This is a genomic window from Streptomyces sp. NPDC048521 (assembly GCF_043199855.1).
In the GTDB taxonomy this organism is placed as follows: Bacteria; Actinomycetota; Actinomycetes; order Streptomycetales; family Streptomycetaceae; genus Streptomyces.
Map to the genome: position 1 here is coordinate 282,610 of NZ_JBICWR010000011.1, position 24,449 is coordinate 307,058.

Annotated in this window: 21 protein-coding genes; 15 read left to right on the forward strand and 6 right to left on the reverse strand. The window is 73.6% G+C overall.

Going from position 1 to position 24,449, the window contains the following annotated elements; genetic code table 11:
* Window positions 1–54 precede the first annotated feature (54 nt).
* From ACGFRF_RS25595 to budA, 4 genes are all read left to right on the forward strand, one after another.
* Window positions 55–609: a MarR family winged helix-turn-helix transcriptional regulator gene (locus tag ACGFRF_RS25595; protein WP_393743636.1), complete on the forward strand. Its 555-nt coding sequence runs from the start codon at window positions 55–57 to the stop codon at window positions 607–609.
* Between the two features lie 83 nt (window positions 610–692).
* The gene (locus ACGFRF_RS25600; protein WP_393743638.1) at window positions 693–2,570 is read left to right on the forward strand and encodes an MFS transporter; all 1,878 of its coding nucleotides are present in this window, start codon (window positions 693–695) and stop codon (window positions 2,568–2,570) included.
* A 566-nt stretch (window positions 2,571–3,136) separates the two neighbouring features.
* Window positions 3,137–4,855, forward strand: a complete 1,719-nt coding sequence (gene alsS / locus ACGFRF_RS25605) for an acetolactate synthase AlsS (RefSeq protein ID WP_393743640.1) — start codon at window positions 3,137–3,139, stop codon at window positions 4,853–4,855.
* 14 nt (window positions 4,856–4,869) lie between these two features.
* Window positions 4,870–5,658, forward strand: coding sequence for an acetolactate decarboxylase (gene budA, locus ACGFRF_RS25610; protein WP_393743642.1), 789 nt, complete (start codon window positions 4,870–4,872; stop codon window positions 5,656–5,658).
* A 36-nt stretch (window positions 5,659–5,694) separates the two neighbouring features.
* On the opposite strand, the gene ACGFRF_RS25615 is transcribed toward budA, so the two are convergent.
* Window positions 5,695–5,889 carry a hypothetical protein gene (locus ACGFRF_RS25615; RefSeq protein WP_393743644.1) on the reverse strand — a complete coding sequence of 65 codons (195 nt, stop codon included), beginning with the start codon at window positions 5,887–5,889 and terminating at the stop codon, window positions 5,695–5,697.
* A gap of 363 nt (window positions 5,890–6,252) precedes the next feature.
* Here ACGFRF_RS25615 and ACGFRF_RS25620 point away from each other — a divergent pair, with 363 nt between their 5' ends.
* The gene (locus ACGFRF_RS25620; protein WP_393743646.1) at window positions 6,253–6,711 is read left to right on the forward strand and encodes a cupin domain-containing protein; all 459 of its coding nucleotides are present in this window, start codon (window positions 6,253–6,255) and stop codon (window positions 6,709–6,711) included.
* 148 nt (window positions 6,712–6,859) lie between these two features.
* The gene (locus ACGFRF_RS25625; protein WP_393743648.1) at window positions 6,860–7,426 is read left to right on the forward strand and encodes a TetR/AcrR family transcriptional regulator; all 567 of its coding nucleotides are present in this window, start codon (window positions 6,860–6,862) and stop codon (window positions 7,424–7,426) included.
* Between the two features lie 352 nt (window positions 7,427–7,778).
* Here the strand turns inward: ACGFRF_RS25625 and ACGFRF_RS25630 are convergent, their stop codons facing one another.
* Window positions 7,779–10,289 carry an FtsX-like permease family protein gene (locus tag ACGFRF_RS25630; RefSeq protein WP_393743650.1) on the reverse strand — a complete coding sequence of 837 codons (2,511 nt, stop codon included), beginning with the start codon at window positions 10,287–10,289 and terminating at the stop codon, window positions 7,779–7,781.
* 180 nt (window positions 10,290–10,469) lie between these two features.
* Here ACGFRF_RS25630 and ACGFRF_RS25635 point away from each other — a divergent pair, with 180 nt between their 5' ends.
* The gene (locus ACGFRF_RS25635; RefSeq protein WP_393743652.1) at window positions 10,470–11,771 is read left to right on the forward strand and encodes a histidine kinase; all 1,302 of its coding nucleotides are present in this window, start codon (window positions 10,470–10,472) and stop codon (window positions 11,769–11,771) included.
* The gene (locus ACGFRF_RS25640) at window positions 11,768–12,496 is read left to right on the forward strand and encodes a response regulator (protein WP_393743654.1); all 729 of its coding nucleotides are present in this window, start codon (window positions 11,768–11,770) and stop codon (window positions 12,494–12,496) included. Before ACGFRF_RS25635 ends, ACGFRF_RS25640 begins: the two co-directional genes overlap by 4 nt.
* A 42-nt stretch (window positions 12,497–12,538) precedes the next feature.
* Here ACGFRF_RS25640 and ACGFRF_RS25645 read toward each other — a convergent pair whose 3' ends face one another.
* Together ACGFRF_RS25645 and ACGFRF_RS25650 are read right to left on the reverse strand one after the other, a co-directional pair.
* Window positions 12,539–13,021, reverse strand: a complete 483-nt coding sequence (locus ACGFRF_RS25645; RefSeq protein ID WP_393743656.1) for a hypothetical protein — start codon at window positions 13,019–13,021, stop codon at window positions 12,539–12,541.
* 223 nt (window positions 13,022–13,244) lie between these two features.
* The gene (locus tag ACGFRF_RS25650; RefSeq protein WP_393743658.1) at window positions 13,245–14,735 is read right to left on the reverse strand and encodes a pyridoxal phosphate-dependent decarboxylase family protein; all 1,491 of its coding nucleotides are present in this window, start codon (window positions 14,733–14,735) and stop codon (window positions 13,245–13,247) included.
* Between the two features lie 100 nt (window positions 14,736–14,835).
* Here ACGFRF_RS25650 and ACGFRF_RS25655 point away from each other — a divergent pair, with 100 nt between their 5' ends.
* The gene (locus tag ACGFRF_RS25655) at window positions 14,836–15,393 is read left to right on the forward strand and encodes an Lrp/AsnC family transcriptional regulator (protein ID WP_393743660.1); all 558 of its coding nucleotides are present in this window, start codon (window positions 14,836–14,838) and stop codon (window positions 15,391–15,393) included.
* Window positions 15,394–15,454: 61 nt separating this feature from the next.
* Window positions 15,455–15,820, forward strand: a complete 366-nt coding sequence (locus ACGFRF_RS25660; RefSeq protein ID WP_393743662.1) for a response regulator — start codon at window positions 15,455–15,457, stop codon at window positions 15,818–15,820.
* Window positions 15,821–16,004: 184 nt separating this feature from the next.
* Here ACGFRF_RS25660 and ACGFRF_RS25665 read toward each other — a convergent pair whose 3' ends face one another.
* Window positions 16,005–16,664: a response regulator gene (locus ACGFRF_RS25665; RefSeq protein ID WP_393743664.1), complete on the reverse strand. Its 660-nt coding sequence runs from the start codon at window positions 16,662–16,664 to the stop codon at window positions 16,005–16,007.
* 285 nt (window positions 16,665–16,949) lie between these two features.
* Complete coding sequence (locus ACGFRF_RS25670; protein WP_393743666.1) at window positions 16,950–19,970, reverse strand: LuxR C-terminal-related transcriptional regulator; 3,021 nt, start codon at window positions 19,968–19,970, stop codon at window positions 16,950–16,952.
* Between the two features lie 646 nt (window positions 19,971–20,616).
* On the opposite strand from ACGFRF_RS25670, the gene ACGFRF_RS25675 reads away from it, so the two are divergent.
* The 5 genes from ACGFRF_RS25675 (at window position 20,617) to ACGFRF_RS25695 (ending at window position 24,321) form a co-directional block, all read left to right on the forward strand.
* Complete coding sequence (locus ACGFRF_RS25675; RefSeq protein ID WP_393743668.1) at window positions 20,617–21,231, forward strand: hypothetical protein; 615 nt, start codon at window positions 20,617–20,619, stop codon at window positions 21,229–21,231.
* A gap of 116 nt (window positions 21,232–21,347) precedes the next feature.
* Window positions 21,348–21,752: an SsgA family sporulation/cell division regulator gene (locus tag ACGFRF_RS25680; RefSeq protein WP_393743670.1), complete on the forward strand. Its 405-nt coding sequence runs from the start codon at window positions 21,348–21,350 to the stop codon at window positions 21,750–21,752.
* 87 nt (window positions 21,753–21,839) lie between these two features.
* Window positions 21,840–22,118: a WhiB family transcriptional regulator gene (locus tag ACGFRF_RS25685; RefSeq protein WP_393743672.1), complete on the forward strand. Its 279-nt coding sequence runs from the start codon at window positions 21,840–21,842 to the stop codon at window positions 22,116–22,118.
* 459 nt (window positions 22,119–22,577) lie between these two features.
* Window positions 22,578–23,024: an acyl-CoA thioesterase gene (locus ACGFRF_RS25690; protein WP_393743674.1), complete on the forward strand. Its 447-nt coding sequence runs from the start codon at window positions 22,578–22,580 to the stop codon at window positions 23,022–23,024.
* A gap of 277 nt (window positions 23,025–23,301) precedes the next feature.
* A complete protein-coding gene (locus ACGFRF_RS25695) occupies window positions 23,302–24,321 on the forward strand; it encodes a M28 family peptidase (RefSeq protein ID WP_393743676.1) in 1,020 nt (339 codons plus the stop codon).
* The last annotated feature ends 128 nt before the right edge of the window (window positions 24,322–24,449 follow it).

Genomic DNA, 24,449 nt, shown 5'->3' on the forward strand with positions numbered 1-24,449 from the left:
CGGGCACCCGGGAAACACCATAGTTGCCTTAAGCAATAATGTTGGGAGGCACGTGTGGCCGACAATGCTCAGTACGAGGAGCTGATGCGCCAGCTGAGCGCCATCGGATCCGTACGGCGGGAGCTGGGCCGGATCCTTCCGGCCGGCTGCTCCAACGTCGCGGCCACGGTGCTGGCGCTGCTCGGCCGCGACGGCGACATGCGCATCGGCAGGCTCGCGGAACTGCTGGCCGTCGACATGTCGGTCACCAGCCGCCACGTCGCGCACGTGGCCGCCCGGGGCTGGCTCGACCGCTGCCCCGATCCCACGGACCGGCGCTCGCGCATCCTGCGCCTGACCCCCGAGGGCCGCGCCATGCTCGCCGAACTGTCCGAACACACCGCCCAGTTGCTCGCTCGGCGGCTGAGCAACTGGAGCGACGAGGACGTTCGCCGGCTGACGTCTCTCATGGCCCGGCTCCGGGCGAGCCTCGAGGGCCCGTGGACCGAAGCGGACCCCTGCGCCGGACGGCCCGAGGACGAGCGCCCACCCCGTACCCCCGAGGGCGACCAGTCATCCCGTACCGCCGAGGACGACCGGCCATCCCGTACACCCGCTGTCACCACGTAAGGACGACAAACCCCATGACAACCACCCCGAAAGCCGGTGTACGGGCCCACGCCCGTCCAGGAGGAGGTTCGCCCGACACGCCTATGACCCACGCGCAGATCATGCGCGCGCTGTCGGGACTGCTGCTCGGCCTGTTCGCCGCCATCCTGTCCTCCACCGTCGTCACCAACGCGCTGCCGAGGATCATCGGTGACCTCGGCGGCGGCCAGAGCGCCTACACCTGGGTCGTCACCGCCTCCCTGCTGGCGGTGACCGCGTCGACCCCGCTGTGGGGCAAACTCGCGGACCAGTTCAGCAAGAAGCTCCTGGTCCAGTCGGCGCTGGTGGTCTATTCCATCGGTTCCCTGGTGGCCGGTCTCGCCCCGAACCCCGCGACGCTGATCACCGCCCGCGTCATCCAGGGCCTGGGCGGCGGCGGTCTGTCCGCGCTGGCACAGGTCGTCCTGGCCGCGATGATCTCCCCGCGCGAACGCGGCCGGTACTCCGGCTACCTGGGCGCCACCTTCGCCGTCGCCACCGTCGGGGGCCCGCTGCTCGGCGGTGTCATCACCGACACCAGTTGGCTCGGCTGGCGCTGGTGCCTGTTCGTCGGCATCCCCTTCGCGCTCGTCGCGCTGGTGGTCCTCCAGCGGACGCTGAACCTGCCGGTCGCCAAGCGTGAGGTCAAGGTCGACTGGGCCGGCGCCTTCTTCGTCACCGCGGCCGTCTGCACCCTGCTGGTCTGGGTCACCTTCGCCGACGACAAGTACGCCTGGCTGTCCTGGCAGACGTACACCCTGGTCGGCGCGTCGATCGTACTGGCGCTGATCTTCCTGTTCGTCGAGACCCGGGCGAGCGAGCCGATCATCCCCCTGCGGCTGTTCCGCAACCCCACCATCGCCCTCGCCTCCCTCGCCTCCCTCTTCGTCGGCATCGCGCTGTTCGCGGGCACCGTCTTCTTCAGCCAGTACTTCCAGCTGGCGCGCGGTGACTCCCCGACCAAGTCGGGTGTGATGACGATCCCGTTCATCGCGGGCCTGTTCGTCTCCTCCACGGTCTCCGGCCGGGTGATCACCCGCACCGGCAAGTGGAAGGGCTGGCTGCTGACGGGCGGTGTGCTGCTGACGGCGGGCCTGGCCCTGCTGGGCATGCTCCGTTACGACACGTCCTACCTGTTCATCGCGCTGTGCATGGCGCTGATGGGCCTCGGCGTCGGCATGACGCTCCAGAACCTCGTGCTGTGCACCCAGAACCAGGTCGCCCCGACCGACCTCGGTGCCGCGTCCTCCACGGTGACCTTCTTCCGGTCCCTCGGCGGCGCGGTGGGCGTCTCCGTGCTCGGCTCGGTCCTCACCACCCGGATCGGCCACTACGCGCGCGCAACCATCACCCAGCTCAGCCCGCCGGACCGGGCCGTGGCCGCGAAGGCCTCCGGCGGCGGCCAACTGCCCGACCTCGCCCTCCTGCCCACCCCGGTCCGCACCTGGCTGGAAGGCGCCTACGGGCACGGCATCGGCGACATCTTCATGTACGTCGCCCCGATCGCCCTGATCGCCTTCCTGGTGACCCTGTTCATCAAGGAGGTCCCGCTGCGCGCCTCCAGCGGTCTGGCCCAGGCGGCACAGGCGGTCCAAGCGGCGGAGACCGCCGAGGCCGTCGCCGGGATGCCCGTACCGGCGGAGGCCGTCGACGCGGACGCGCAGCAGCCCCCCGCGTCCGGGGGCATCCCGGTGCACGGCCGAATCCGCGTCGCCGAGAGCGAGCCGGTCCCGCGGGCCGCGGTCACACTGACCTCACCCGAGGGCCAACAGCTGAGCCGGTCGGAGGTACAGGCCGACGGCTCCTACACGCTGGACGCCCCCGGCTCCGGGCGGTACGTCCTGATCACCTCCGCCGACGGCTACCAGCCGCAGGAGTCCACGATCGTCGTCGACGACGAGTCGGTCGTCCACGACGTCCTGCTGACGGCACCCACGGGCTGACGGTACGACACGGCCGTGCCGCCCCCGTCAGGGACCGGCACGGCCACCGCCGTACCGCGGCGGCCGGGGCGCCCGGCCGGGAGTACCGACGGCTACGACGCCCAGCCCGCGCCGATCCGCGCCGCTCGCGCCCCGAGCGCCGCGGTAAGGTCCCGCCCGTGACCGAGCGGCGGCCCGCACCGACGCCGGTGAACAGCGAGGCGACCGCCTCCCGCTACGCCGGCGCCATCACGGTGCTGGGAGGGGCCGACACGGTCCGCGGACGCCGCGGAGCACCTGACGGGACATCAACCGCAGGCGGCCGGGCATGAGATACGCGGACGCACGCCGCGATAAGGACGACGTCAGACACGTATCTCCGCGCCCGCGTCGGCCGGTTGGAGACAGCCGGGGCGCACCGGGTGACGCCGCCGGGCGTTCCGCATCCCACCGGCGGTCCGGCACTCGCCGCGACAGCCGCGGGAGTTGGGGTGATGCTTGAGGCGGGCCGAAGCCCGAACCGGCCCGCCCACCCCACGCGGCCGTGGCACCGTCCCGCGGGCCGCCCGAGCAACGAGGTGAAGCCCGTGAGCGCACCCGTCCGTCCTCCGTCGGCCACCCCACGCGGCACCGGCGTTCCCGTCGAGCCGGCCAGGTCCGCGCAGCGGGTCGTGGAGTGCCTGCAGGCGAACGACGTGCCGTACGTCTTCGGTGTTCCCGGCGCGAAGATCGACGCGGTCTACGACGCGCTGGCCGACGCCGGACCGGAACTCATCGTCTGCCGGCACGAGCAGAACGCGGTCTTCATGGCCGCGGCCGTCGGCCGGCTCACCGGGGTGCCGGGGGTGGTCCTGGTCACCTCCGGTCCTGGCACCAGCAACCTGGCCACCGGCCTGCTGACCGCCACCACCGAGCAGGACCCGGTCGTCGCCCTGTGCGGCGCGGTCTCCCGGCCGGACCGGCTCAAGCGCACGCACCAGTCGATGGACGCCGCCGCGCTGCTCGGGGCCGTCACCAAGTCCGCCGGTGAGGTCAGCCATCCCGACAACGTCCCCGAGGCCGTCGCCAACGCCTTCCGCGCCGCGGTGACCGAACCGCGCGGCGCCGCGGCCGTGATCCTCCCCGCCGACGTCGCGGCGGAGACCACGCCCGCGGCCATCCGCAAGACGCTGCCCGTTCCGCCCGCGGGGCCCGCCCCCGCCGCGCAGACACGCGAGGCCGCCCGCATCCTGCGCGACGCCCGAAACCCCGTCGTCCTGGTCGGCGCGCGCGGTGCCGACCCGGCGGCCTGCGCGGCGATCCGCTCCCTCGTCGCCGAGGGCGGCCTGCCGGTGATCGAGACCTTCCAGGCGGCCGGTGTGATCTCCCGTGACCTGGAGAGCCACTACCTCGGCCGCGTCGGGCTGTTCCGCAACCAGCCCGCCGACGTCGTCGCGGCCGCCGCTGACGTCATCCTCGCCATCGGCTTCGACCCGGTGGAGTACGACCCCGGACTGTGGAACACCGACCCGGAACGCACTCTCGTCCACGTCGACGCCGTGCCGGCCGAGATCGACAACCACTACCAGCCCGCGCTCGAACTGCGCGGCGACATCGCCGCCACCCTCGCCGAACTGGCCCGCCACGCCGGGCCGGTCCGGCTGAGCCCCGAGGCCGACGCCGCCGTGGCGGCGCAGCGCGCCCGGCTGACCGCCATCGACGACGAGGCTTGTGCCCGGCCCGTGTCGGACCGAGGGCTCGACCCCGCGGCCGTCTGCCTGGCGCTGCGCGACCACCTCGACGACCAGGCCACGATCGCCTGCGACATCGGCTCGGTGTACATCCACATGGCCCGCCACTTCCGCGTCTACGAACCGCGGCGGCTGCTGTTCTCCAACGGCCAGCAGACCCTCGGCGTGGCACTGCCCTGGGCCGTCGCCGCCGCTCTGGTCCGCCCCGGGACACAGATCGTCTCCGTCTCCGGGGACGGCGGGTTCCTGTTCTCCGCGCAGGAGCTGGAGACCGCGACCCGCCTGGGCCTGACCTTCGTCCACATCATCTTCCGCGACAACACGTATGACATGGTCGGCTTCCAGCAGGTCCTCAAGTACGGGCGCAGCAGCGGAGTCACCCTCGGCGACTACGACGCCGTCGCCTACGCGGAGGCGTTCGGCGCCCGGGGCGTCCGCGTGCGGAGCATGGAGGAGTTCGGCGACGCCCTGCGCGGGGCCCTCGCGGCCGACGGACCCACGATCATCGACGTGCCGGTCGACTACTCGCGCAACACCGAACTGGGCGAACACCTGATCCCCGGCGCGTTCGAGTGAGGAGAGAACAGGACATGACCGCGACCGAAGCCGCAGCCGACCGGCTGCACCGGTTCGTCTCCGCGCTACGGCACCTGCCACCCTTCCGCGGCGCGCCACCGACCCTCTACCAGACCTCGACGATGGCCGCCCTGCTCGCCGGGGTCTACGACGGTGACGTCACCGTCGCCCGCCTGCTGCGCCACGGCGACTTCGGCCTCGGCACCTTCGACGGGCTCGACGGCGAGATGCTCGTCCTCGACGGAACCTGCTACCGCCTGCGCGCCGACGGCTCGGTCGAGGAGGCCGACGGGGAGGAGCTGACGCCCTTCGCCGCGGTGACCCGCTTCCGGCCCGAACGGAGTGCCAGGCTGGCGGGGCCGCTGACCCGGGCCGAGACGGAAGAGGCCGTGGGCGGACTGCTGACCAGCCCCAACATGGTGCACGCGGTACGCATCGACGGACGCTTCACCGAGCTGCGCACACGGACCGTGGCCCGGCAGCACCGGCCGTACCCGCCCCTCGCCGAGGCGACGGCCGGTCAGGTGGAGAACATCTTCTCCGAGGTGCCCGGCACGCTCGCCGGCTTCTTCACCCCGTACTACGAGCAGGGTGTGTCCGTCGCCGGGTACCACCTGCACTTCATCGACCAGAGCCGGACCCGTGGCGGCCACAGCCTGGACTTCACGCTCGCCGACGGACGCGTCACCGTCGAGGCGATACCGGAACTGCGGCTGCGGCTGCCCGCCACCCCGGAGTTCCTGCGGGCCCCCACCCCCTCGACCCCCGTGGACGAGCAGATCCGCCGCATCGAGAACGGCTGACCGACGCGGTCGTCCCGCGGGAGTCCCCGGACACCCTCAGCGGGTGTCCGGGGCGCGGCGGCCGGGGACGTCGACGGAGTCGTTGCCGGCTCTCAGCACGTTGTTGTACGTCCGTCTGAGGAGTTTCGCCGACTGGCACATGCCGCCTCTGCCCGCGCAGTACCGGCAGGTGCGCACATGGTCCTCGTACGCCGCCCGTGCTTGCTCGGACGGTGTCTGGGCTGACTGCATGGTTCTTCCTCGGAATGTGCTGTGCGGTCCGCCGGCGCGCGGCGTGCCGGGCATCGGGGTGGCCGCCCCCGCCCTCTTCCCAGGAGCGAAGGCGGCCACTCCCTCTTCTCCTGGAGCGGGCGCCAGCCGACAGGCGCCACGTTCGCGGAGAGTCTCCCCAGTATCCGAACGGTCGGGACGCGGCCGGAGTTCACGTCCCGTGGAAGAACGTTTCGACGGATCCCGTCGGGACACCCACGGCACACGTGTCCGAGGTGGCCGACATTCACCCTTGTGCGGGTGCGGAAACGTGTGATTGCCTCGCAGAAAGAACGGTCGTTCTGCCCATGCGGCTCCGACCGCACCCGACGAGGAGGACACACGATGATCGACCGACGCCTTCTGCTTCGTACGAGCGGTGTCGCGGCGGCCGGCGCGCTCGGCGCAGCCGCCCTGTCGCCCGCGGCGGCGGCGGAGACCACCGGGCACTCTCCCGCCCACCACCCGGTGGACCCCGATCCCACCGCGGGCGTCACACGCACCCTGCTCCAGGAGCACCCCTCACCCGCCGAGGGCTGGGAGGCCGTGCAGACGCTCGTGCAGATCCCGCGCCACAAGGAATCGGGCCGGCACAGCCACCCCGGCATCGAGGTCGGCTACATCATCCGCGGCGACGTCCTGATGGAGTTCGACGACAGGCCGCCCCTCAGGCTGCGCACGGGGGACCCGTTCTTCATCCCCAACGGCGCCATCCACAACGCCCGGAACGTCGGCACGGTGACGACGATGATGCTCTCCACGTATGTCGTGGACGAGACCAAGCCCCTCGTGACGACCTACTGAAGACCGGTCGGGCGCACCGCGTGGACCGGGTGCGCCCCGGGCCTCGGTGACGGGGGCGCACCCACCCACCCCCGCCCGCCCGGCGGAGGACCACCCCCGGTCCCGGCCCTTCCCCGGGGTCCCCTCCGGCTTTCCGTACCCTGCTGTCATGACGTCGGGCCCCACCCACCACACGCACCCGCGAGACCGGCTGCTGGGCACAGCGGCCCGGCTGTTCTACGAGAACGGCATACACACCGTCGGCGTGGAACAGCTGGTCACCGAGGCCAAGGTCACCCGGGCCACCTTCTACCGCCACTTCGCCGGCAAGGAGGGCCTGGTCCTGTCCTACCTGCGGCAGCGGGACGCGCGCGTGCGCCAGGAGGTGGCCGCCATCCTCTCCGCCCACCAGGGACGCGAGGCCCTCCTCGCCCTCATGGCGATGACCGGTGACAGCGTGCGGCGGCCGGGGTTCAGGGGCTGCGGTTTCCTCAACGCCGCCGCCGAACACCCCGACCCCGGGCACCCGGTGCGCCGCTGCGTCGCGGAGCACCGCCGGTGGTTCCTGGGCGTCCTGCGGGACGCGGCCGAGGAGGCGGGCCACCCGGACCCCGAGGGCCTGGCACGGACGCTGGTCGTCCTGCGGGACGGGGCGATGGCCGGCGGATACCTCGACGACAGCGGGAACGTCGCCGAGACGCTGCGGAAGACGACGGAGAGCCTGCTGGACGCCTGACCGGCGCGGGCGCGCCTGGCCTGCCGGACGCCTGGCCTGCCGGACGCCTGGCCTCCCGGTCACTTGCCCCGGCGGGCGCTGACCTCCTGGACGACGCCTGAACGAGCGGGCGCTTGTCTCGTGGTGGGGTGTTTGGTCGGGCGGGCGCTTGTCATGGTGGCGTGTTTGACCGGGCGGCTGCCTCTCGCGGTGGGGTTTGTCCGGGCGGGCGCCTCTCGCGGTGGGGTGTTCGACCGGGCGGGCGCTTGATCCGCAGGACGCCTGTCGCACGCGCCATCGACGGCTGTCGTACGCGCCATCGTTGCGGCACACCTTTCCCAGGTCACCCGAGGTGGCACCCGAACCGGACCGCTCACCCGACCTCGCCGCCCACCGCCCGCGTCACCGGTACCGCCGCCGCCCGCACACCCGGTCCGAGCGCGGCGAGCACACCGACGGCGCCGGCGCCCGCGAACAGCGCCAGCAGGGCTGCCCACGGCACCGAGATCACCGCTCCGTGCTGTCCGGCCACGGCCGCCACCCCCGCCGCGCCGCCCGCGAGGATGCCCAGCCCGGCGCCCAGCGCCGACACCACCACCGCCTCCACCCGCAGCATGGACCGCACGCCCGCGCGGTCGAGACCGACCGCGCGCAGCAGGCCGATCTCCCGCACCCGCTCGAAGACCGCCATGCCCATGGTGTTCGCCACGCCCAGCGCCGCGACGGCGACCGTGACGCTGAGCATCGCGTACAGCACCGACAACAGCGGGCCGAAGCCGCTCTCCGCGTCCCGTGCCGCGTCCGCCCGGTCCTCGACGAGCAGCACCGGATTGCGCAGGGCCCGGCGGATCTCCTCTTTCAGGGCGGACGTGTGCCCGGGCTCGGCACGCACCAGCACCGAGGTCACCCCACTGCCGGCCACCGCGTTCTCGGGCAGCAGGGCCGGGCCGAGGGCCTCCGGGCCGTCGTAGATCGCGACGATCCTGCGGTCCAGCGCCGGGCCGTCCGCCGCGCCCTCGTCCGACAGACGCCTGCCGTCGATCCGGTCGCCCAGCCGCCACCCGTGCTCCTCGGCGAGGTCCCGCGTGACCGCGATGCCGTCGGCCCGGTCGGCCAGCTCGTCCAGGTCGCCCGCGTGCACCGTGAGGTCGGCGAGGCGGCCTCGGCCCACGGCCCGCGGATCCACCACCGTGGTCCACAGGTCGGAGCCGTCGCGGAGGCGGATGCCGGCCTCGCGGACGGCGCTGACCGCCGCCACGTGCGGCAGCCGCGCCACCCGCGCCGCCGTGTGCGGGCCGATCGTGGCGAAGTCGACCGCGGTGATCCGCAGGTCCGTCGGCATGGCGGCCTCCGCCTGCCGCCCCGCCGTGGCGCTCAGCGAGGACAGTGCCACGGTGACCGCGCTGACGAGCGCCACGCACACGGTGAGCGCCCCGGCGGTCGCGGCCGTACGCCGTGGATCGCGGCGCGCGTTGGCCAGCGCCAGGGTGCCGCGTACCCCGGTCAGCCGCCGCACCGGCGCGCGCAGCGCCCGCGTGACGGCGCGCGCCAGCTGCGGCGTGAGCAGGATCAGCCCGGCCAGCAGCACCGGCGTGGCGAGGGACAGGACACCGAGGTCGCCCTCGCCGGCGGCCATCAGCAGCGCACCGGCCACGGTGACGGCGAGGCCGGTCCTGTTCCGGCGCCGCAGCGCGACGGCCGGGGTCGGCAGATGCGTGCGCAGTGCCGCCACCGGGGCGACGGCGGAGGCCCGCAGGGCGGGTACGTACGCGGCGGCGGCCGTGAATCCCACGCCGACGCACAGGGCCGTCAGCAGCGGAAGGGGGGACAACGGCGCCGGCACAGCGGTGCCCCCGGGGGCGACTGCCGCTCCGAACAGGGTGTCGAGCAGCGTGGCCACGCCCACTCCGAGCGCGTACCCGGCCACGGCCGCCACGGCACCGACGACGGCCGCCTCGGCGAGCACCGTGCCCAGCACCCGGCGGCGGCTCGCCCCCACCGCGCGCAGCAGGGCGTGCTCACGCGCCCGCACCGCGCTCAGCATGGTGAAGGTGTTGCTCACCAGGAAGGCGGAGACGAACAGGGCGATGCCGGCGAAGAGCAGCAGGAGCGTGCCGAGCTTCTCCTGGTCGGGCGCCGCCGCGGCCTCCCTGTCGAGTTCGGCGCGGGTCGCCGCGCCGAGGCCCCGCGGCAGGATCCGCGACGCCCGCTGCGCGAGGGCCTGCGCCGAGGTGCCGGGCGCGGCCGTGAGCGTCACCGACTCGTACCGGCCGGGCGCCGGCGCGAACAGGGTGCGCGCGGTGGCACCGTCGAACGCGGTGACCGTGCCGCCGACGGGAGCGGTGGCGGGGTCGTACACGGTGAAGACACCGGTGAGCCGGACCGAGCGGACCTCGCCGGCGACGACGACCCGCACCCGGTCACCGACCCGGTGTCCGGCCCGCTCGGCCGACCACCGGTCCACGGCGATCTCCCCGGGACCCTGCGGGCCGCGCCCACGCGTCATCGGGTAGCGGGGATCGGCGCCGTGCGCGTCCGGCACGAAGTTCACGCCGACGTCGGCGGACGGCGGTCCCACCAGGGTGCCGTCGCGCGCCACGAGGAAGGCCCGGCCGCGCAGGGTGCCCCGGGCCGCCGCCACCCCGGGCAGCGCGGCGAGCCTGCGCCGCAGCGCCTCGTCGGGCGCCAGGCCGCTTCCGGTGGGGCGCACCTCCACGGACACGTCGGGACGCGAGGCCCGCTGGAGTTGCTCGGCCCCCCGTGCCAGGGACTCGGTGTACAGCAGGGAGCCGCTGACGCAGGCGACCCCGATCAGCACGGCCAGGGCGGGCAGCAGGAAGCGTCGCCGGTCACGGAGCACGGAGCGCACGACGGTACGGAGCATGAGGCCTTCCAGGGCTGCGGTCGGGGTGGCGATACGGGGAGTTGGCGAACGGTCCGATCCTGACCGGGGCCGGGGCGGGCGCGGATCAGCCAGAGGTGCGGAGAATCCGGGCGCGGGCCCGGCGCCCCTCGGCCGAACGGACGAGGCGCGGCGGTGGGGGAGCCCCGTACCCTCCCCGGCATGAACCAGCTTTTCGACGTTCCGTCAGGAGGCAGGCGGATCGCGGTGGCCTGCGTGGCGGTGCTGCTCATCGCCACGGTGGCGACCGAGGGCGCGGACACCGGCTCCGTGCCGCTGGCCGCGGCCTGGACGGTCTCCGGCGGCCTGCTGCTGGCCGCCGTCGCCGTGCGCCGGGAGCGCTTCGACACGGTGGCCGCCGCGGGCGTCCTGGCGTCCTGCGTGGTGACCCTGGTGAACACGCGGGTGGCCGCCAGGCCCGACACCACTTTCGGGCTCGTCGAGACCTGTGGGCTGCTGCTGGTCGTCGTCCGTGCGGCGCGCCTGCGTCCGCCGCTGCGCGCCGCGGCACTGACCGGTGGAGCGCTGGTCGCGCTGACCGTGATCCTTCTGCGGCTCCCGCCGTCGGAGTACGAACCGCTGGTGCCGTTCGTGGTTCCGGCGCTCTGGTTCGGCACCGCCCTGGCGACGGTGCTGGGTCTGTACCTCCGGCTGCTCGACCGGTACCGGGCGCAGGAGCACGCGGCCGGGCTCCAGGCGCAACGCCTCGACTACGCGCGGGAACTGCACGACTTCGTCGGCCACCACGTGACCGCGATCATCGCCCAGACCAAGGCCGTGCGGTACGCGACGGCGGCCGGCCGTCCCCCGTCGCCGGAGGAACTGGACGGCATGCTGGCGGCCGTGGAGGAGGCCGGATCGCAGGCCATGCAGTCGATGCGCGGCATGGTGGCGGTCCTGCGCGACCCGGGCGGCCCGGCGTCCGCGGCGGGGCCGGGCGGGGAACTGGCGGACCTGCGCACCCTCACCGAGGGCTTCTCCGCGACCGGCCCGGCCACCAGGCTCACCCTCGATCCCCGCCTCCTCGCCGGCGCTCTGCCGCCGGGGGTGGCCGCCACCGTGCACCAGATCGTCCGCGAGTCGCTGACGAACGTGCGCAAGCACGCGCGCCGGGCCGGGGCGGTCACCGTCGACGTACGGCTGGACGGCGACACCGCCCGTCCGGCCGTTCTCGTGTCGGTGACCGACGACGGACCGGACGCCGCCGGGAGCGGCGCCGAACCCACCGCCGGGAGTGGCGGCGAACCCTCCGCCGGGGGCGTCGACCGGCCCGCGCGCTCCGGCTACGGCCTGGTCGGGCTGGCGGAACGCGCCGCCATGCTCGGCGGTACCGTCACCGCGGGGGCGCGGGCGGGCGTGGGCTGGCTCGTCGAGGCACGCATCCCGCTGCCGGGCCCGCTGCCCCGCCTCGGGGAGGACCGGCGTCACGGTGACGACCGTACGACTGCCACCCTGGAGCCATGACGATCAGCATCCTCATCGCCGACGACCAGCAGATGATCCGCTCGGCCTACGGCATGATCCTCGGCGCCCAGCCCGACATGGAGATCGTCGCCTCGGTGGCCGACGGCGCCACCGCCGTGCGGGAGGCCCGGCGGCTGCGTCCCGACGTGTGCCTGCTGGACATCAGGATGCCGGGACTCGACGGCCTGGAGGCGACCCGGCTGCTGGCGGGCCCGGACGCGGCCGACCCGCTGAAGGTGCTCATCGCCACCACCTTCGACCTGGACGACTACGTGTACCGGGCGCTGCGCAACGGCGCCTGCGGCTTCCTCCTCAAGGACGGCTCCCCGGCGCTGCTCGTCGAGGCCGTGCGGGCCGTGGCCGCCGACAACGCCCTGATCTCCCCGGCGGTCACGGTCCGACTGCTCAAGCACATGACCGACGCCGCGTCCGAGGCCGCCTCCGGGAAGACGGCGGACCGGCGGCGCGGCTCGTCCCGCACCCGCCGGACAGCGCTCGAACTCCCGCTCACCGCCCGTGAGCTGGACGTCGTACGACTCGTCGCGCGCGGCCGTACCAACGAGGAGCTGGCGGCCGAGCTGCACGTCTCCCTCTCCACCGTCAAGACGCACCTCGGCAGCGTCCAGCGCAAGCTCGCCGCCCGCAACCGGGTGGAGATCGCCGCCTGGGCCTGGGAGAACGGGGTGTGCACCGGCCAGGGCACGCGGGGCCCGGCCTCCGACTGACGCCTACGGATGCGCTACGGCACCGAGGCCCGGCTCCCGGGCTCACGCGCCTGCCGGTGCTCGCGGTGTGCTCGGCGGTGTCCCCGCCGTCGCGGGCCCGGTGCCGCACGGGTCGGTGATCGGGGGTACGGCGCTCAGGACGCTGCGTCCGCCGGAGTCCTGCACCGGCCAGGCGTCGCAGATTGCGCCACCGTCCGTCGTGCGCCCCCGCAGGACCAGGAACCGCAGGTCGTCGTGCGTCTCCAGGGCCACCCCCAGCCTGGTGGCCGGGACGGCGAACAGCTCGGCGAAGTACCGGCTCGCGTAGCCGGAGCCGACGGAGTCGGGCCTGAACAGCCGCTGGAAGGACGCCGGATCCTGCTCGCGTACGTCCTTCGCCGCGTCGGCACGCAGGGCGGCGGCGCCGGGCGCGCCGGGGGCGGCGTGACCGCTCGGCATCAGCAGGGCGCCGCACACGACGGCCAGCCACACGCCGATCGCGCCCAGCACGATCCAGGTCCAGGGAATCCTCGGCAGACGCGGCATGTCACTGCTCCAGGGCGGGTCCTACCTGGTCCGGGCGGCTCCCGGAGCGGTGTCACCGGGCACCCATCCCTCACGGATGCCCGGTGACACCTGCCGCGGTCCCGTGCGTCCCCTGGGGGACCGCGGCGGTCCCGGGAGGTTGCGACATATGTTTCTCCTCCCGTCCGGTCGCCGCGATGGAGCAGACCCCACGCTTTTCCACGGGGCACCGTAGGGGTTCCCCCTACCGCCTCGAGGCGTGGTCGCCTCCGCGGACAGGGTCTACGGAGGGGAGAGCCGTTCCCAGTTCGTCCGCCACCTCCAGGACCGTCTTGACGGCGTCGGAGGTGGTCCGGAAGTTCACGAAGCAGGCGCGCAGGCAGGTGCGGCCGTCGACGACGGCCGGTGCGAGGAAGACCCGGCCGTCGGCCTGCAGGGCACGGGCGAGACGTTCGTTGTGGGTGTCGAGTTCGGCGTCGCTCATCCCGGGAACGAGGTGCCGGAAGCAGACGGTCGACAGCATCGGTTCGTGCAGCAGCTCGAACGAGGCGTGCGCCCGCACCTCGTCGGCGAGCAGCGCGGCGTTGGCGAGCGTCTGCTCGATCCAGGAACGGAACCGGTCGGCGCCGTGCACCCGCAGGGACAGCCACACGCGCAGGGAGCGGAAGGGGCGCGAGTACTCGAAGGTGTGGTCGACCGGGTTGCCGGTGTCCTCCTGGTGGAGCATGTAGCGCTCCTCGTGGCCGAACGCCGCCCGCAGCGGACCGCGCCGCCGCAGCATGACCACGCTGCAGCTTTTCTGCACGCCGAGCCATTTGTGCGCGTCGACGGTGACGGAGTCCGCCCGGTCGAGCCCGGTGAACAGGTGCGCGGCCGTCCTGGTGGCGGCGGCCGGCAGGCCGTAGGCGCCGTCGACGTGCAGCCACACGCCCTCGCTCTCGCACACGTCGGCGATCGCGGCGAGCGGGTCGACCGCCCCGGTCAGCGTGGTGCCGGCGGTCGCGACGACAGCGACCGGGGTGCAACCCTCGGCCCGGTCGCGCAGCAGGGCCGCGCGCAGCAGGTCCGGCCGCATCCGGCGCCGTCCGTCGGTCGGTATCCGGCGCAGCGCCCGGCGCCCCAGCCCCGCCGCCTCCACGGCCCGTACGACGGAGTGGTGCGCCTCGTCCGAGCAGTAGACGGTGGCCCGCCGGCCGGCCACCCCCTGCTCGCGGGCGCCCGGCAGCGCCTGCTCCCGCGCCGCGAGCAGCGCGGTGAAGTTGGAGGTCTGGCCGCCGCTGGTGAAGTGCCCCTCCGCCATCGGGTAGCCGACGAACTCGGCCACCCAGCGCACGGCCTGCTCGTCGAGCAGGTCCGCGGCCCCGGCGGCGGTCGCCAGGTTCGCGTCGTAGGCGGCGGACAGCGCCGAGGCCAGCACACCCGTCTCCAGACCGGTGGAGCCGACGTAGGCGAGGAACAGCGGTCGCGACGGCGACACACTGGCCTCCAGGACGTGCACCGCGTCGTCCAGCGCGGCACGTGTCTCGCCCGGCAGCTCCGGCAGCGCGCCGCCGAGCCTGCCGACCAGTTCCGCGTCCACGGGGGGTTCGCTCGGCCGTGGACGGTCGAACGACTCCCACGCCGTCGCCAGGTAGCGGCACAGGTCGTCGAGGATCTCGGCCCGCTCGGCCGGCGCCGCGATCGAGCCGTAGGGCGGCACGGACAGAGGAAGTGGAAGTTCAAGGGATCGAGCCATGTCAGCAGCGTGCGAAACACGTGTGTGTCCATGCAACAGAGCAACCTGCCACTGAGCAGTATGATACGTGTATAAAGCATCGAATATCAGAATGGTCACCATGGATGCTCTCGACGCCCGTATCCTGCTCGCTGTCGACGACGACCCCGACGCCACCAGCCTCGCCCTGGCCAAGCGGCTGGGTATCGCCCGCAACACACTCCACGCCCGGCTCCAGCGGCTGCGGGCGAACGGCGTCGTCCGCGAGTTCTCGCGGCGCGTCGATCCCGCCGCCCTCGGCCACGGCCTCGTCGCCTTCGTCTCCGTCGCGCTGAGCCAGACCACCGGGCGCCGGGCCACCGCCGCGCTCGCGGCCTTCCCCGAAGTGGTCGAGATGCACTCCACCACGGGCGAGGCCGACCTGCTGCTGAAGATCGTCGCCCGCGACACCGCGGACCTGCACCGCCTCTCCGGGGAACTCCTCGAGGTGCCCGGCGTCGTGCGCACCAGCACGGTGGTCTCGCTGCGCGAGGAACTGCCGCCGCGCACCCGCGCGCTGATCGAGCGGGCCGCCGAGCGGGGAGGAGGGCCGGGGAGGCCGAGGCGGAACCCGCCCGACGCCGCCCGTCCGGTGCGGGAGACCACGAGGGCGCGTGCGGAGATCCCCATGCATGAGTGATACACAAACCGTAGGGCTCCCCCTATGGTCCCGCCGTCGGGCCATTGGGCATGCTGAGGCTATGTGCATCAACATCGTCGTCGTCGACGACGACCCCGGATTCCGCCGCATCGCCACGACGCTGCTGACGGCACGGGGCCTGCGTGTGGTGGCGGAGTCCGGGGACGGCGCCTCGGCCTTGGCCGTGGTGCGGGCACACCGCCCCGACGGGCTGCTGCTCGACCTGCACCTGCCCGACCTGGACGGACTGAGCGTGGCCCGTCGGCTGACCGAGGAGGACAACCCGCCGCGGATCGTGCTGACCTCCACCGACAAGTCGTTCTGGTCGCCGGAGGAACTGCAGAGAGCGGGAATCGAGTCCTTCGTCGCCAAGGACAAACTGTTCGACGCCGACCTGCGGGGCTTGTTCGCCCCCTCGGCGTCCTGACCGGCCCCACCTGCGGGGCCGGCTCGCCCCCTCGGCGTCCTGAGGCGCGGCCTGCGGGCTTGTTCGCCCCCTTGGCGCTCTGACGGCCCCACCTGCATGGCCCGGGGCAGTAGTGAATGCAGTGATCCCGGCAGCCGGCGGACCCGGCAGCGAGCCCCAGCCGGCAGTGAGCCCCGGCAGCCCGTTACTGTCCGAGGTAGCGCAGCACCGCCAGCACCCGCCGGTGCTGCCCGGAAGCCGTCTGGCTGAGCCCCAGCTTCATGAAGATGCCGGTCACGTGCCGTTCCACGGCGGCGACGCTCACGAAGAGCCTCTCGGAGATCCCGGTGTTGGAATGGCCCTCGGCCATCAGGGCCAGGACCTCCCGCTCCTTCGGCGTCAGCGCCGCCAGCGGGTCCTCCGGACGCTTGCGCCCCAGCAGGGCCGATATCACGTCTGGATCGAGGGCCGAGTCGCGAGCCACGACGCGCTCGACGGCATCCGTGAGGATCTGGGGACTGGCCACCTTCTCCTTCAGCAGGTAGCCCACCCCGCTCGGATCGTCCCCGACCAGATCGAGCGCGTAGGAGGCGTCGAGGAACTGGGAGAGGACGATCACGGCGGTCTCCGGTCGCGACGCGCGGATCTTCCGCACGGCGCCCAGGCCGTCGGCCTCCAGGTTCGGCGGCATCCGGATGTCGGTGATCACCACATCGGGCCGGTGCTCCTCGGCGGCGCGGACGAGGTCCACCGCGTTGTCGACGGACGCGACCACGTCGATGCCCGACTTGCGCAGGATGGTCGCGATGCCCTCGCGCACGATGGGCTGGTCTTCTCCCAGCACCGCCCGCAGTGGTTGGCTCATGGCGGAATCTTAACCTGTGCCGAGTCGCGCATACATGACAAGAATGTGATGTAGGGCGGTACGCACACTTGTGTCTTGTTTGCCATGCATCCGATCGCGCCCGGCGGCGCCCCAGACGCGCGTGCCGCTCCAGACGCGCCGGCCGCCCCGGGCCGGTCCGGCCGCACATGTGTCACCCCGGAGGCGCAGCGCCCCGCCGAACCACCGGGGGCAGTGCTCCGGTCCGAACAACCGGGGGCACTGTTCCCCCGGCCCGAACCGAAGGGCGGCACAGCGCCCCGTCGCTCAGACGGCGGTGCCCATCGAGTCGACCTCCCGCGCGTACATACGGGCCAGCTGGACCCGGGAGCGGACGCCGAGCTTCTCGAAGGCGTGCCGCAGGTGCGTGTTCACCGTGTGCGGGGAGAGGAACAACCGCTCCGCGGCCTCGCGATTGGTGGCACCGTGGGCGATCAGCCGCACCACGCCGAGTTCCGACCTGGTCAGCCCGCGCCAGTCCGGCTGCGGGGCGGCGGGGGCGGCGGCGCCCGCCGTGCCGAGGGACCGGACGCCGAGCTTGCGGAGCCTGCCGTGCACCCGCCGCCCGTCGCGCTCGGCCCCGCACGCGGTGTACAGCCGGTGCGCCTCCTCGAAGCGGGACAGGGCGGTGGCGGTGTCGGCCACCGCGGCGTACTCCCCGGCGTGCTCCAGGGCGCGGGCCCGCAGCAGCGGGCGGGCGGCCCCATGGCGCTCCGCCGCCTCGGCGAGCAGGTCGGCGTCCTTCGCGAACAGGCCCCGCGCGTGCGCGGCGGCGCCCGCGAACAGCGGCAGGCCGGGGTTGAGCCGGGCCCGTTCCTCGGCGAACTCCACCGCCGCGGCGGCCACATCACGCTGCCCGGAGGCGAGCGCGGCCTCCACCAGCAGCACCACGTCCCCGGCGTCGAGGCAGGTCGCGTGGAGGAAGCCGCGGCGCAGGTGGGCGGCGGCCGCGCCGAGCAGATGACGGGTCGGGGCCTCGTCCCGGTACAGGGCGGTCAGGACCGCGATCCAGGCCCCGGCCCTGCGCGACTGGCGGTCGTCGCTCCTCAGGTAGGCCTCCGCCAGGGCCGAGCACATCTCCAGTTCGGCGTCGTCCCCGGTGTGGAAGGCGGTCCGGGCCCGGGCGCACACCACAGCCGCCTCGCTCGCGGCGGACGTCCCCGGAGCGTGCGGCCCGGTCGCGGCCACCGCCAGTTCCCGCGCCGCCTCCCGCACGCGGCCGCCGTCCAGCAGCAGCCGGGCCCGCGCGGTGCGCCACAGGGGCAGGTACGCCCGCCGGCCCCGCTGCTCCGCGTCCGCCAGGCCGCCCTCCACCAGATCCGCGGCGGCCGTGCCGTCACCGGCCAGGTTCAGCAGCGCCGCCCTCCAGATCGTGGACAGCACCACTTCGGGCAGGGCGGCCCCGTGCACCGGGTCCAGCTCGGTGGCCTTCGCCTGCACCGACTCGCTGTGGCTGAGCGCCTCGGTCCAGTGCTGCCGGTGGCAGGCGCTCATCGAGCGGAGAGTGCGCTGCGTCAGGTCGTTCAACGGGTGCGTGCCCCGAGTGCGCGTCAGGGACCCGGCCAGGGCTCCGCCCGCCTCCTCGGCCTCGCCCGCCAGCAGACGGTGGAGCAGGGTCGTCGACAGCAGCTGGTCCTTCACCGGCTGCGGGACGCCGTGGTGGTGCAGGGCCCGGCGCAGATGTGCCTCGGCCTGGGGCACCGGGAACCGGCCGCCCATCCGGGTCAGCTCCAGGCACACCCGCGCGTGGGTGGCCGCGTCCGGTGGCACCTGCACGACCTCGCGGGCCAGGGCGCGGGCCTCGTCGGCCTCACCGGTCTCCCACAGCAGCGGGATCAGCCGCGCGGCCAGCCGCAGCCGCCGGGGTCCGGCGGCCGGGCTCAGGTCCATGGCGCGGCGCAGGTGCGCCGCGGCCGTCGCGGGCGAGTGGGGCGCCAGCTCCCGGGCAGCGGCCTCCAGGACGCGGATCGCGTGCTCGTCGCCCGGCTCGGCGAGTTCGGCGATCTCGGTCGCGAGCGCCGCCGGGGGCGTGCCCTCCGCGAGCCGCAGGTCGACCGAGCGCCGGCGCACGGACAGCTGTACGGGCGGGGGCAGGGTGGCGACGACGGCGTCGCGCACCGTGGGGTGCGCGAAGGCGAGGCGTTGCTGTTCGGCCCGCATCAGCCCCGTCGCCAGCACCTCGCGCAGGGGCCGCAGCAGGACGGACTCGCTGTGGCCGAGCACCCGGGACAGGTGCCGGACACTGAGGCTGTCGCCCAGCGCGGAGGCGATCAGTACCAGTTCCCTCGCGTTCTGCGTCAACTGGTCGAGCCTCCGAGCGGCGACGGCCCCGGCCACCGGGTCCGTTCCGGCACGGGCACGGGCCCCGTCGGCGCTCTCCGCGGCGGCGGCCCCGGCCACCAGGTCGGTTCCGGCACGGACACCGCCGGCGGTCCCGGTCCGCGAGGTGAGGAGGGCGCACAGCTGCCGGACGGCGCCGGGCAGGCCGCCGCACAGAGGCAGGTAGGGGTCCGCCTCCGCGGCCCGCGGCCCCAGCAGGTCCCGGACCAGCAGCCGTACGGCGTCCGGGTCCAGGGCCGCGATGTCGAGGGGGGCCGCCCGTTCGGTGAGCAGATCGCGGCGCAGCGACTCCACGGCCGGCACGTCCAGGTGGGACCGTGCGGCGAGCACCCACAGCAGCGGCAGCCCGGCGAGCCGCGCGGTGAGCGTGCGCACCGCGAGCAGGGTCTGGTCGTCGCAGTGCTGCAGGTCGTCGAGGACGACGACGAGCGGCTGGTGGCGGGCGAGGTCCCGCAGACCCCCCTCCACCCGCCGCATCACCTGGTACGGCGACCCGGACTCGAGGTAAGGCGACCCGGCTTCGTGATGCGGCGTGCCGGGTGCGTGATGCGGACTGCCGGAGCCGTCCTGCGGAGTACCGGACCCGGGGTACGGCATCCCGGACCCGCGCAGCGGACTGTCCGGCTCGCCGCTCCAGGCGGCCGGCACCGCGTCGAGGGCCTCCAGCAGGGGAGCCAGCGGCGGCATACCGCCCCCGGCGACGCCGCTGCCGGTCAGGGCCAGGGCCCCGGCCAGGGCCGCCTCCTCGGCGGCGAAGGCCAGCAGGCGGGACTTTCCGGCACCGGCGGGCCCCTCGATCCACAGCACCCCGCCCTCGTCGCGGTGCACGAGCCGCAGCACCCGCTGAAGGAGCTGCTCCCGCTGCGCCCCGTGCCCGCGCGGTGCCGGCGAGGGCAGGGGGACGGCGGCGCCGTCCGTCGTCGGCGGGATGTCAATCGCCTGGATCAAGGCAGCCTCCACTGGTCCGTGTGCCGCGCGCCGCTCGCGGTACCCCGCTCGGTGCGGCACTGGCCGCGAGCCCGGCCGAGCCGCAAGCGACCGGCCGCGTTCGCGCCTCGTCTTGGACCCGCACACGTGATGTGTCCTCGGTCGTGACACAGGATCTGTCGCCGTCGCGCCCGGTGGCTGTCAAGGGCACCTGAGAGGTGAAGGGGGGCGCACTCCACGGGCGATGTGGGGAGAACCCGACGTCTGCACGGGTGCCGCCCCGGGATCCGGCCCGCGCGGCTCGGTCGGCGCGTGTGTCCCGTCGCACGTCACACGGCCGATGCCCGCCGCGCCGTGGGGTGGGCCCTACACAGGAGTGGGGGAGCCCCTAGGAAGGGCGAGGGAACACACGACAGACCGGGATGCCGCCCGCTCAGAGACTAGCGCTTGGATCCGGGGGTTCCCGGCCACGTCCGATCAGCCACCACGGGGGTTCGGAGGGCCGGGGCGAAGGAGCGCTGATCCAAGGAAAAGCGATGTGACGGACAACCGCCACCGCTGGACACGTTTCGCGCCGACTCACCCACCGGAACCGGCACGTTTCACCGACAGAACAACAAGGCCCGCGGTCCACCGGACACCTGCGGCTGACGAACGGGAACTGGGCATGGCACAGCTGGACATCCCTCGGGACGAGATCCGTCACCCCCTGGGCGGCCCCGGCGTCCGGATGGTCGCCGGCCCGGGCGGTGCCCTCACCCGGGGGGCGATGCTGGCCGGTGCGCTGGTCTCGGCCACCGTCGGCGGCACCCTGATCGTCGCCCACGTCCGTACGGTGACGGCGGCCGGGGCACTCTTCGGGGTGCACATGGCCGTTCAGGGGGTCCTGCAACTGCTGGCGGTCCACGAGTCGAAGGCGTCGGCGGCGGTCCGCGGGATGTTGTCCGCCGGAGGCCTCGCCGCCCTGCTGCTCGGCGCGGTCCTCTTCCACGGCTGGGCCGACACCGTGTTCCTGCTCGGGCTGTGGAGCGGTTGCGGTTGGCTGCTGCGCGGACTCACCATGGCCGTCTCCGCCACCTCGTCCTCGGTGAGCCACGTCTTCGTCTACGACGACGTACTGAACGCGGTGATCGTCTCGGCGGGTCTGTTCATGACCGCCTTCCCCTTCTCGTCCTCGGGGCAGCTGGCCGACGTCGGCGGCTCCGTACTGATGGCCACCGGTGCGGTCGAGGCGTTCACCGCCGCACGGCGGCACCCCCGCACCCTGCGCGCGATCGACTGAGTCGGGTCCCCGGGCCGGGCCGGCGCAGCCGGCCGGCAGCCGCTCGGCGGACCCCCACGAGCACGACAACCCACGTTTCCAGGCCGGTCGACCGGCCGCGCCCCAAGGAGGCGATCATGAAGAACAGCCAGCTCTCTCTGGAGATCACACACTGGGTGACCTCGGAACTCACCCTCACGCTGGACTGCGAGATCTCCTACGACACCCATGACCCGCTGGCCGTCACCCTGGTCCTCGACACTGACGGCCCGCGGCCGGTGCGCTGGGTCTTCTCCCGCGATCTGCTGGCCGACGGCATGACCGCGCGTGTGGGCGAGGGCGATGTGGTGCTCTGGCCGGTGTGTGACCTCGACGGCGAGGCGTCCTCCTTCTGCATGCGGGTGGGCGACGTCCACACGGCACTCTTCGAGATCCCCGCCGAACCGGTCACGGAGTGGCTCGCCGGAACCTACGCCATGGTCCCGCGCGGGGCCGAGCTGGACGGCGTGGACTGGGACGAGCTGGTCCAGCTGGCGGAGTGACGCGTCGGCCGTCGGCACGGCACGCGTGAGCAGTTGCCCGGACGTGTTCCACGAGGGACCGTCACACCCCTGATCGGAAGGACGACGATGGGAAGCAACCCGCGGCCCCTCCTCAGTGACTGGCAGTGGCAGCAACGCGCCGCCTGCCGCGGAATGAGCAGCTCCACCTTCTTCTCCCCGCCGGGGGAGCGGGGCCGGGCGCGCCGCGACCGCGAGGAGCGGGCCCGCCGCATCTGCGGTCGGTGCGAGGTCGCCGACATCTGCGCGGCCACGGCCCTCAAGCACGGGGAGGCCTACGGGATCTGGGGCGGGATGTCGGACGTGGACCGTCGGCAGTTCGACGCGGGTACCGCGGACGCGGTCTAGATGCCGCCGGCCATGGCGGCGTCGCATGGGCGGGAGTACTGCCCGGGGGATCGCGCTGCTGGAGCACCCGTGCCGCTCGAGCAGCAGGGCCAGGGCTGACACATCGCTCGCCTGCGCGGCCCGGGTCGGAGCGGCGGCCTCCATGTCCTGGCGTTCTCCCGCAACCCGCCCATACCTTCTCCGCACACCGAGACACCTGACTCCCTTCGACTCTGACGCTCCCAAGGACACGTGTGTCCGCGTGTCCGCGGTCCCCCGGCACTCAGTACCCGTGGGTGGCTTGGCAGCCGCCACGCGGGCGCCCTGCTCGGTGTCCCTCTCGACGGACGCGACCCGCTGATCCGCGGGCAGGTCCGCCACGCCCAGCGCATCTGAACCATTGCCCCTGATCGACTCGTGTCAAGAGAAGGTTCGGCATCGGTCGGTGACCGTGGCGTACGGAAAGGCTGGTCCTGTGACATGTCCGAGGAACTGACGAGGTCCTTCGAGGTCCGCTGGGACGACGTCGACCTGAACGGTCATCTGCGGAACACGAGATACCTGGAGTACGCCGCCACGGCACGGCTCGGCTTCCTGATCGACTCCGGATGGGGGCCGAAGGAGCTGACGAAGGCAGGGATCGCGGCCGTCTCGCTCGGCGAGGAGGTCCGCTATATGCGCGAGATCTTCCCGCTCGAAAGGGTCGTCGTCAGCTCGCGTGTCGTCGGTCTGAGCGAGGGTGGAGCACGGTGGCGGTTCGAACACCGCTTCGCTCGGGAGAGCGGGGAGGAGGCGGCCGTCGTTCGCACCCTGGGGGCGTGGATCGACATCCGTGCCCGCAGGATCGCCCCGCCGCCGTCCGGCCTGCTGGCTGCGGTGTCGTCCGCGCGGGCGGACGACTGCGAAGTGATCACGTCGACTTCATGAGCGGGTTGCGGGGGCGGGCCGGGGGTGAAGCGGCCGCCCTCACATCAGGGAAGAACGTGGGGACGGCCGCTCCTTTCCTGCGGCCGGGCCAGCCGGCGAACACACCGACCGCAGGAGTCCTTCTCTGGGTCAACGGGCCGGTGACCGGCGCGGGTTCACGGTTCGGGCGAAGAAGATCCGCCCGGAGCGTCTTCCTGCCGTCCCGCTGCCCCGCTGCCGGGCGCCCGGCAGTAGGCTGGTGCGCCGTCCTTGATCCCCGCGGTGACCGGAGTACCGGGTGACGAACGACCTGAGGGCGGTGCCCGGCCGAGGCCCCCGCCCGGATGCCGGCAGGCTGCGGCGGCACGTGGAGTTCCTCGCCGCGGGGCCGCGCAGCCGGCGGCGGACGCCGGACATGATGGAACGTGCCGAGGCGTACGTGCACGACGAACTGACCGCGCTGGGCTGGCTGGTGCGGCGACAGCCGTTCGACGTGCGCTGGCAGGTCGGCGCGACCGACCGGCACGGACACCGGGCCCTCGCCCTCAAACCCCGGCTCCATCCGCGGCTGCGCGGCGCGAACCTGATCGCCGAGCTGCCCGGCCGCGGTGCCGGGCCGGCCGTGGTGATCGGCGCGCACCTGGACAGCGTCAGCGGCAGTCCGGGCGCGGACGACAACGCCTCCGGTGTGGCGGTGGTCCTGGAGACGGCACGTCTGCTGGCCGCCTCGCCCGTCGCCCCGCGCGTCGTCCTGGCCGTGTTCGACATGGAGGAGCTAGGTCTCATCGGCGCCCGCCAGGCCGCCCGGGAGCTGGTCCACGACGGCGGTGTGCGCGGGATGATCTGTCTGGAGTCGGTCGGCTACTTCGCCGACGACCCGGGGACGCAGCGTCTGCCCGCCGGCTTCGGACGGATCTTCCCCGAAGCGTCCGCCGCGACCCGTGACGAAGGCTATCGGGGCGACTTCACCCTGGTGGTGCACCGCCGTTCCTCGGCCGCCGCGGCCGAGGCGTGGAAGCGGGCCGCCGCGGCGGCCTCCCCGTCCGTCCGTGGCCTGCTGCTGCGCGACCCGCGTCCCGACGGGCTGCTCGGGCTGCTGATCGGACTCGCCGTGCCTCCGGCCAACCACCTGGGGCGCAGCGATCACGCGCCGTTCTGGAACCGGGGTGTTCCCGCGCTCATGCTCACGGACACCGCGAACTTCCGGAATCCGCACTATCACCAGCCCACGGACGTACCGGAGACGCTCGACTACGGCCGCCTCACCGCCGTCACCGAGGCCACCGCGGTGACGGCCGTCTCGTGGGCGTCACAGTGACGGTGGGGGCGATCCGGCGGTGCCCCGGCATCTGCTGATGCCGGCAACCCCGCCGAAGGACGCCCCGCCCGATACGCCACGAGACCTGCGGTTCGGCGCGGCATCGAGGGCAGACCGGGCGTCCGCGC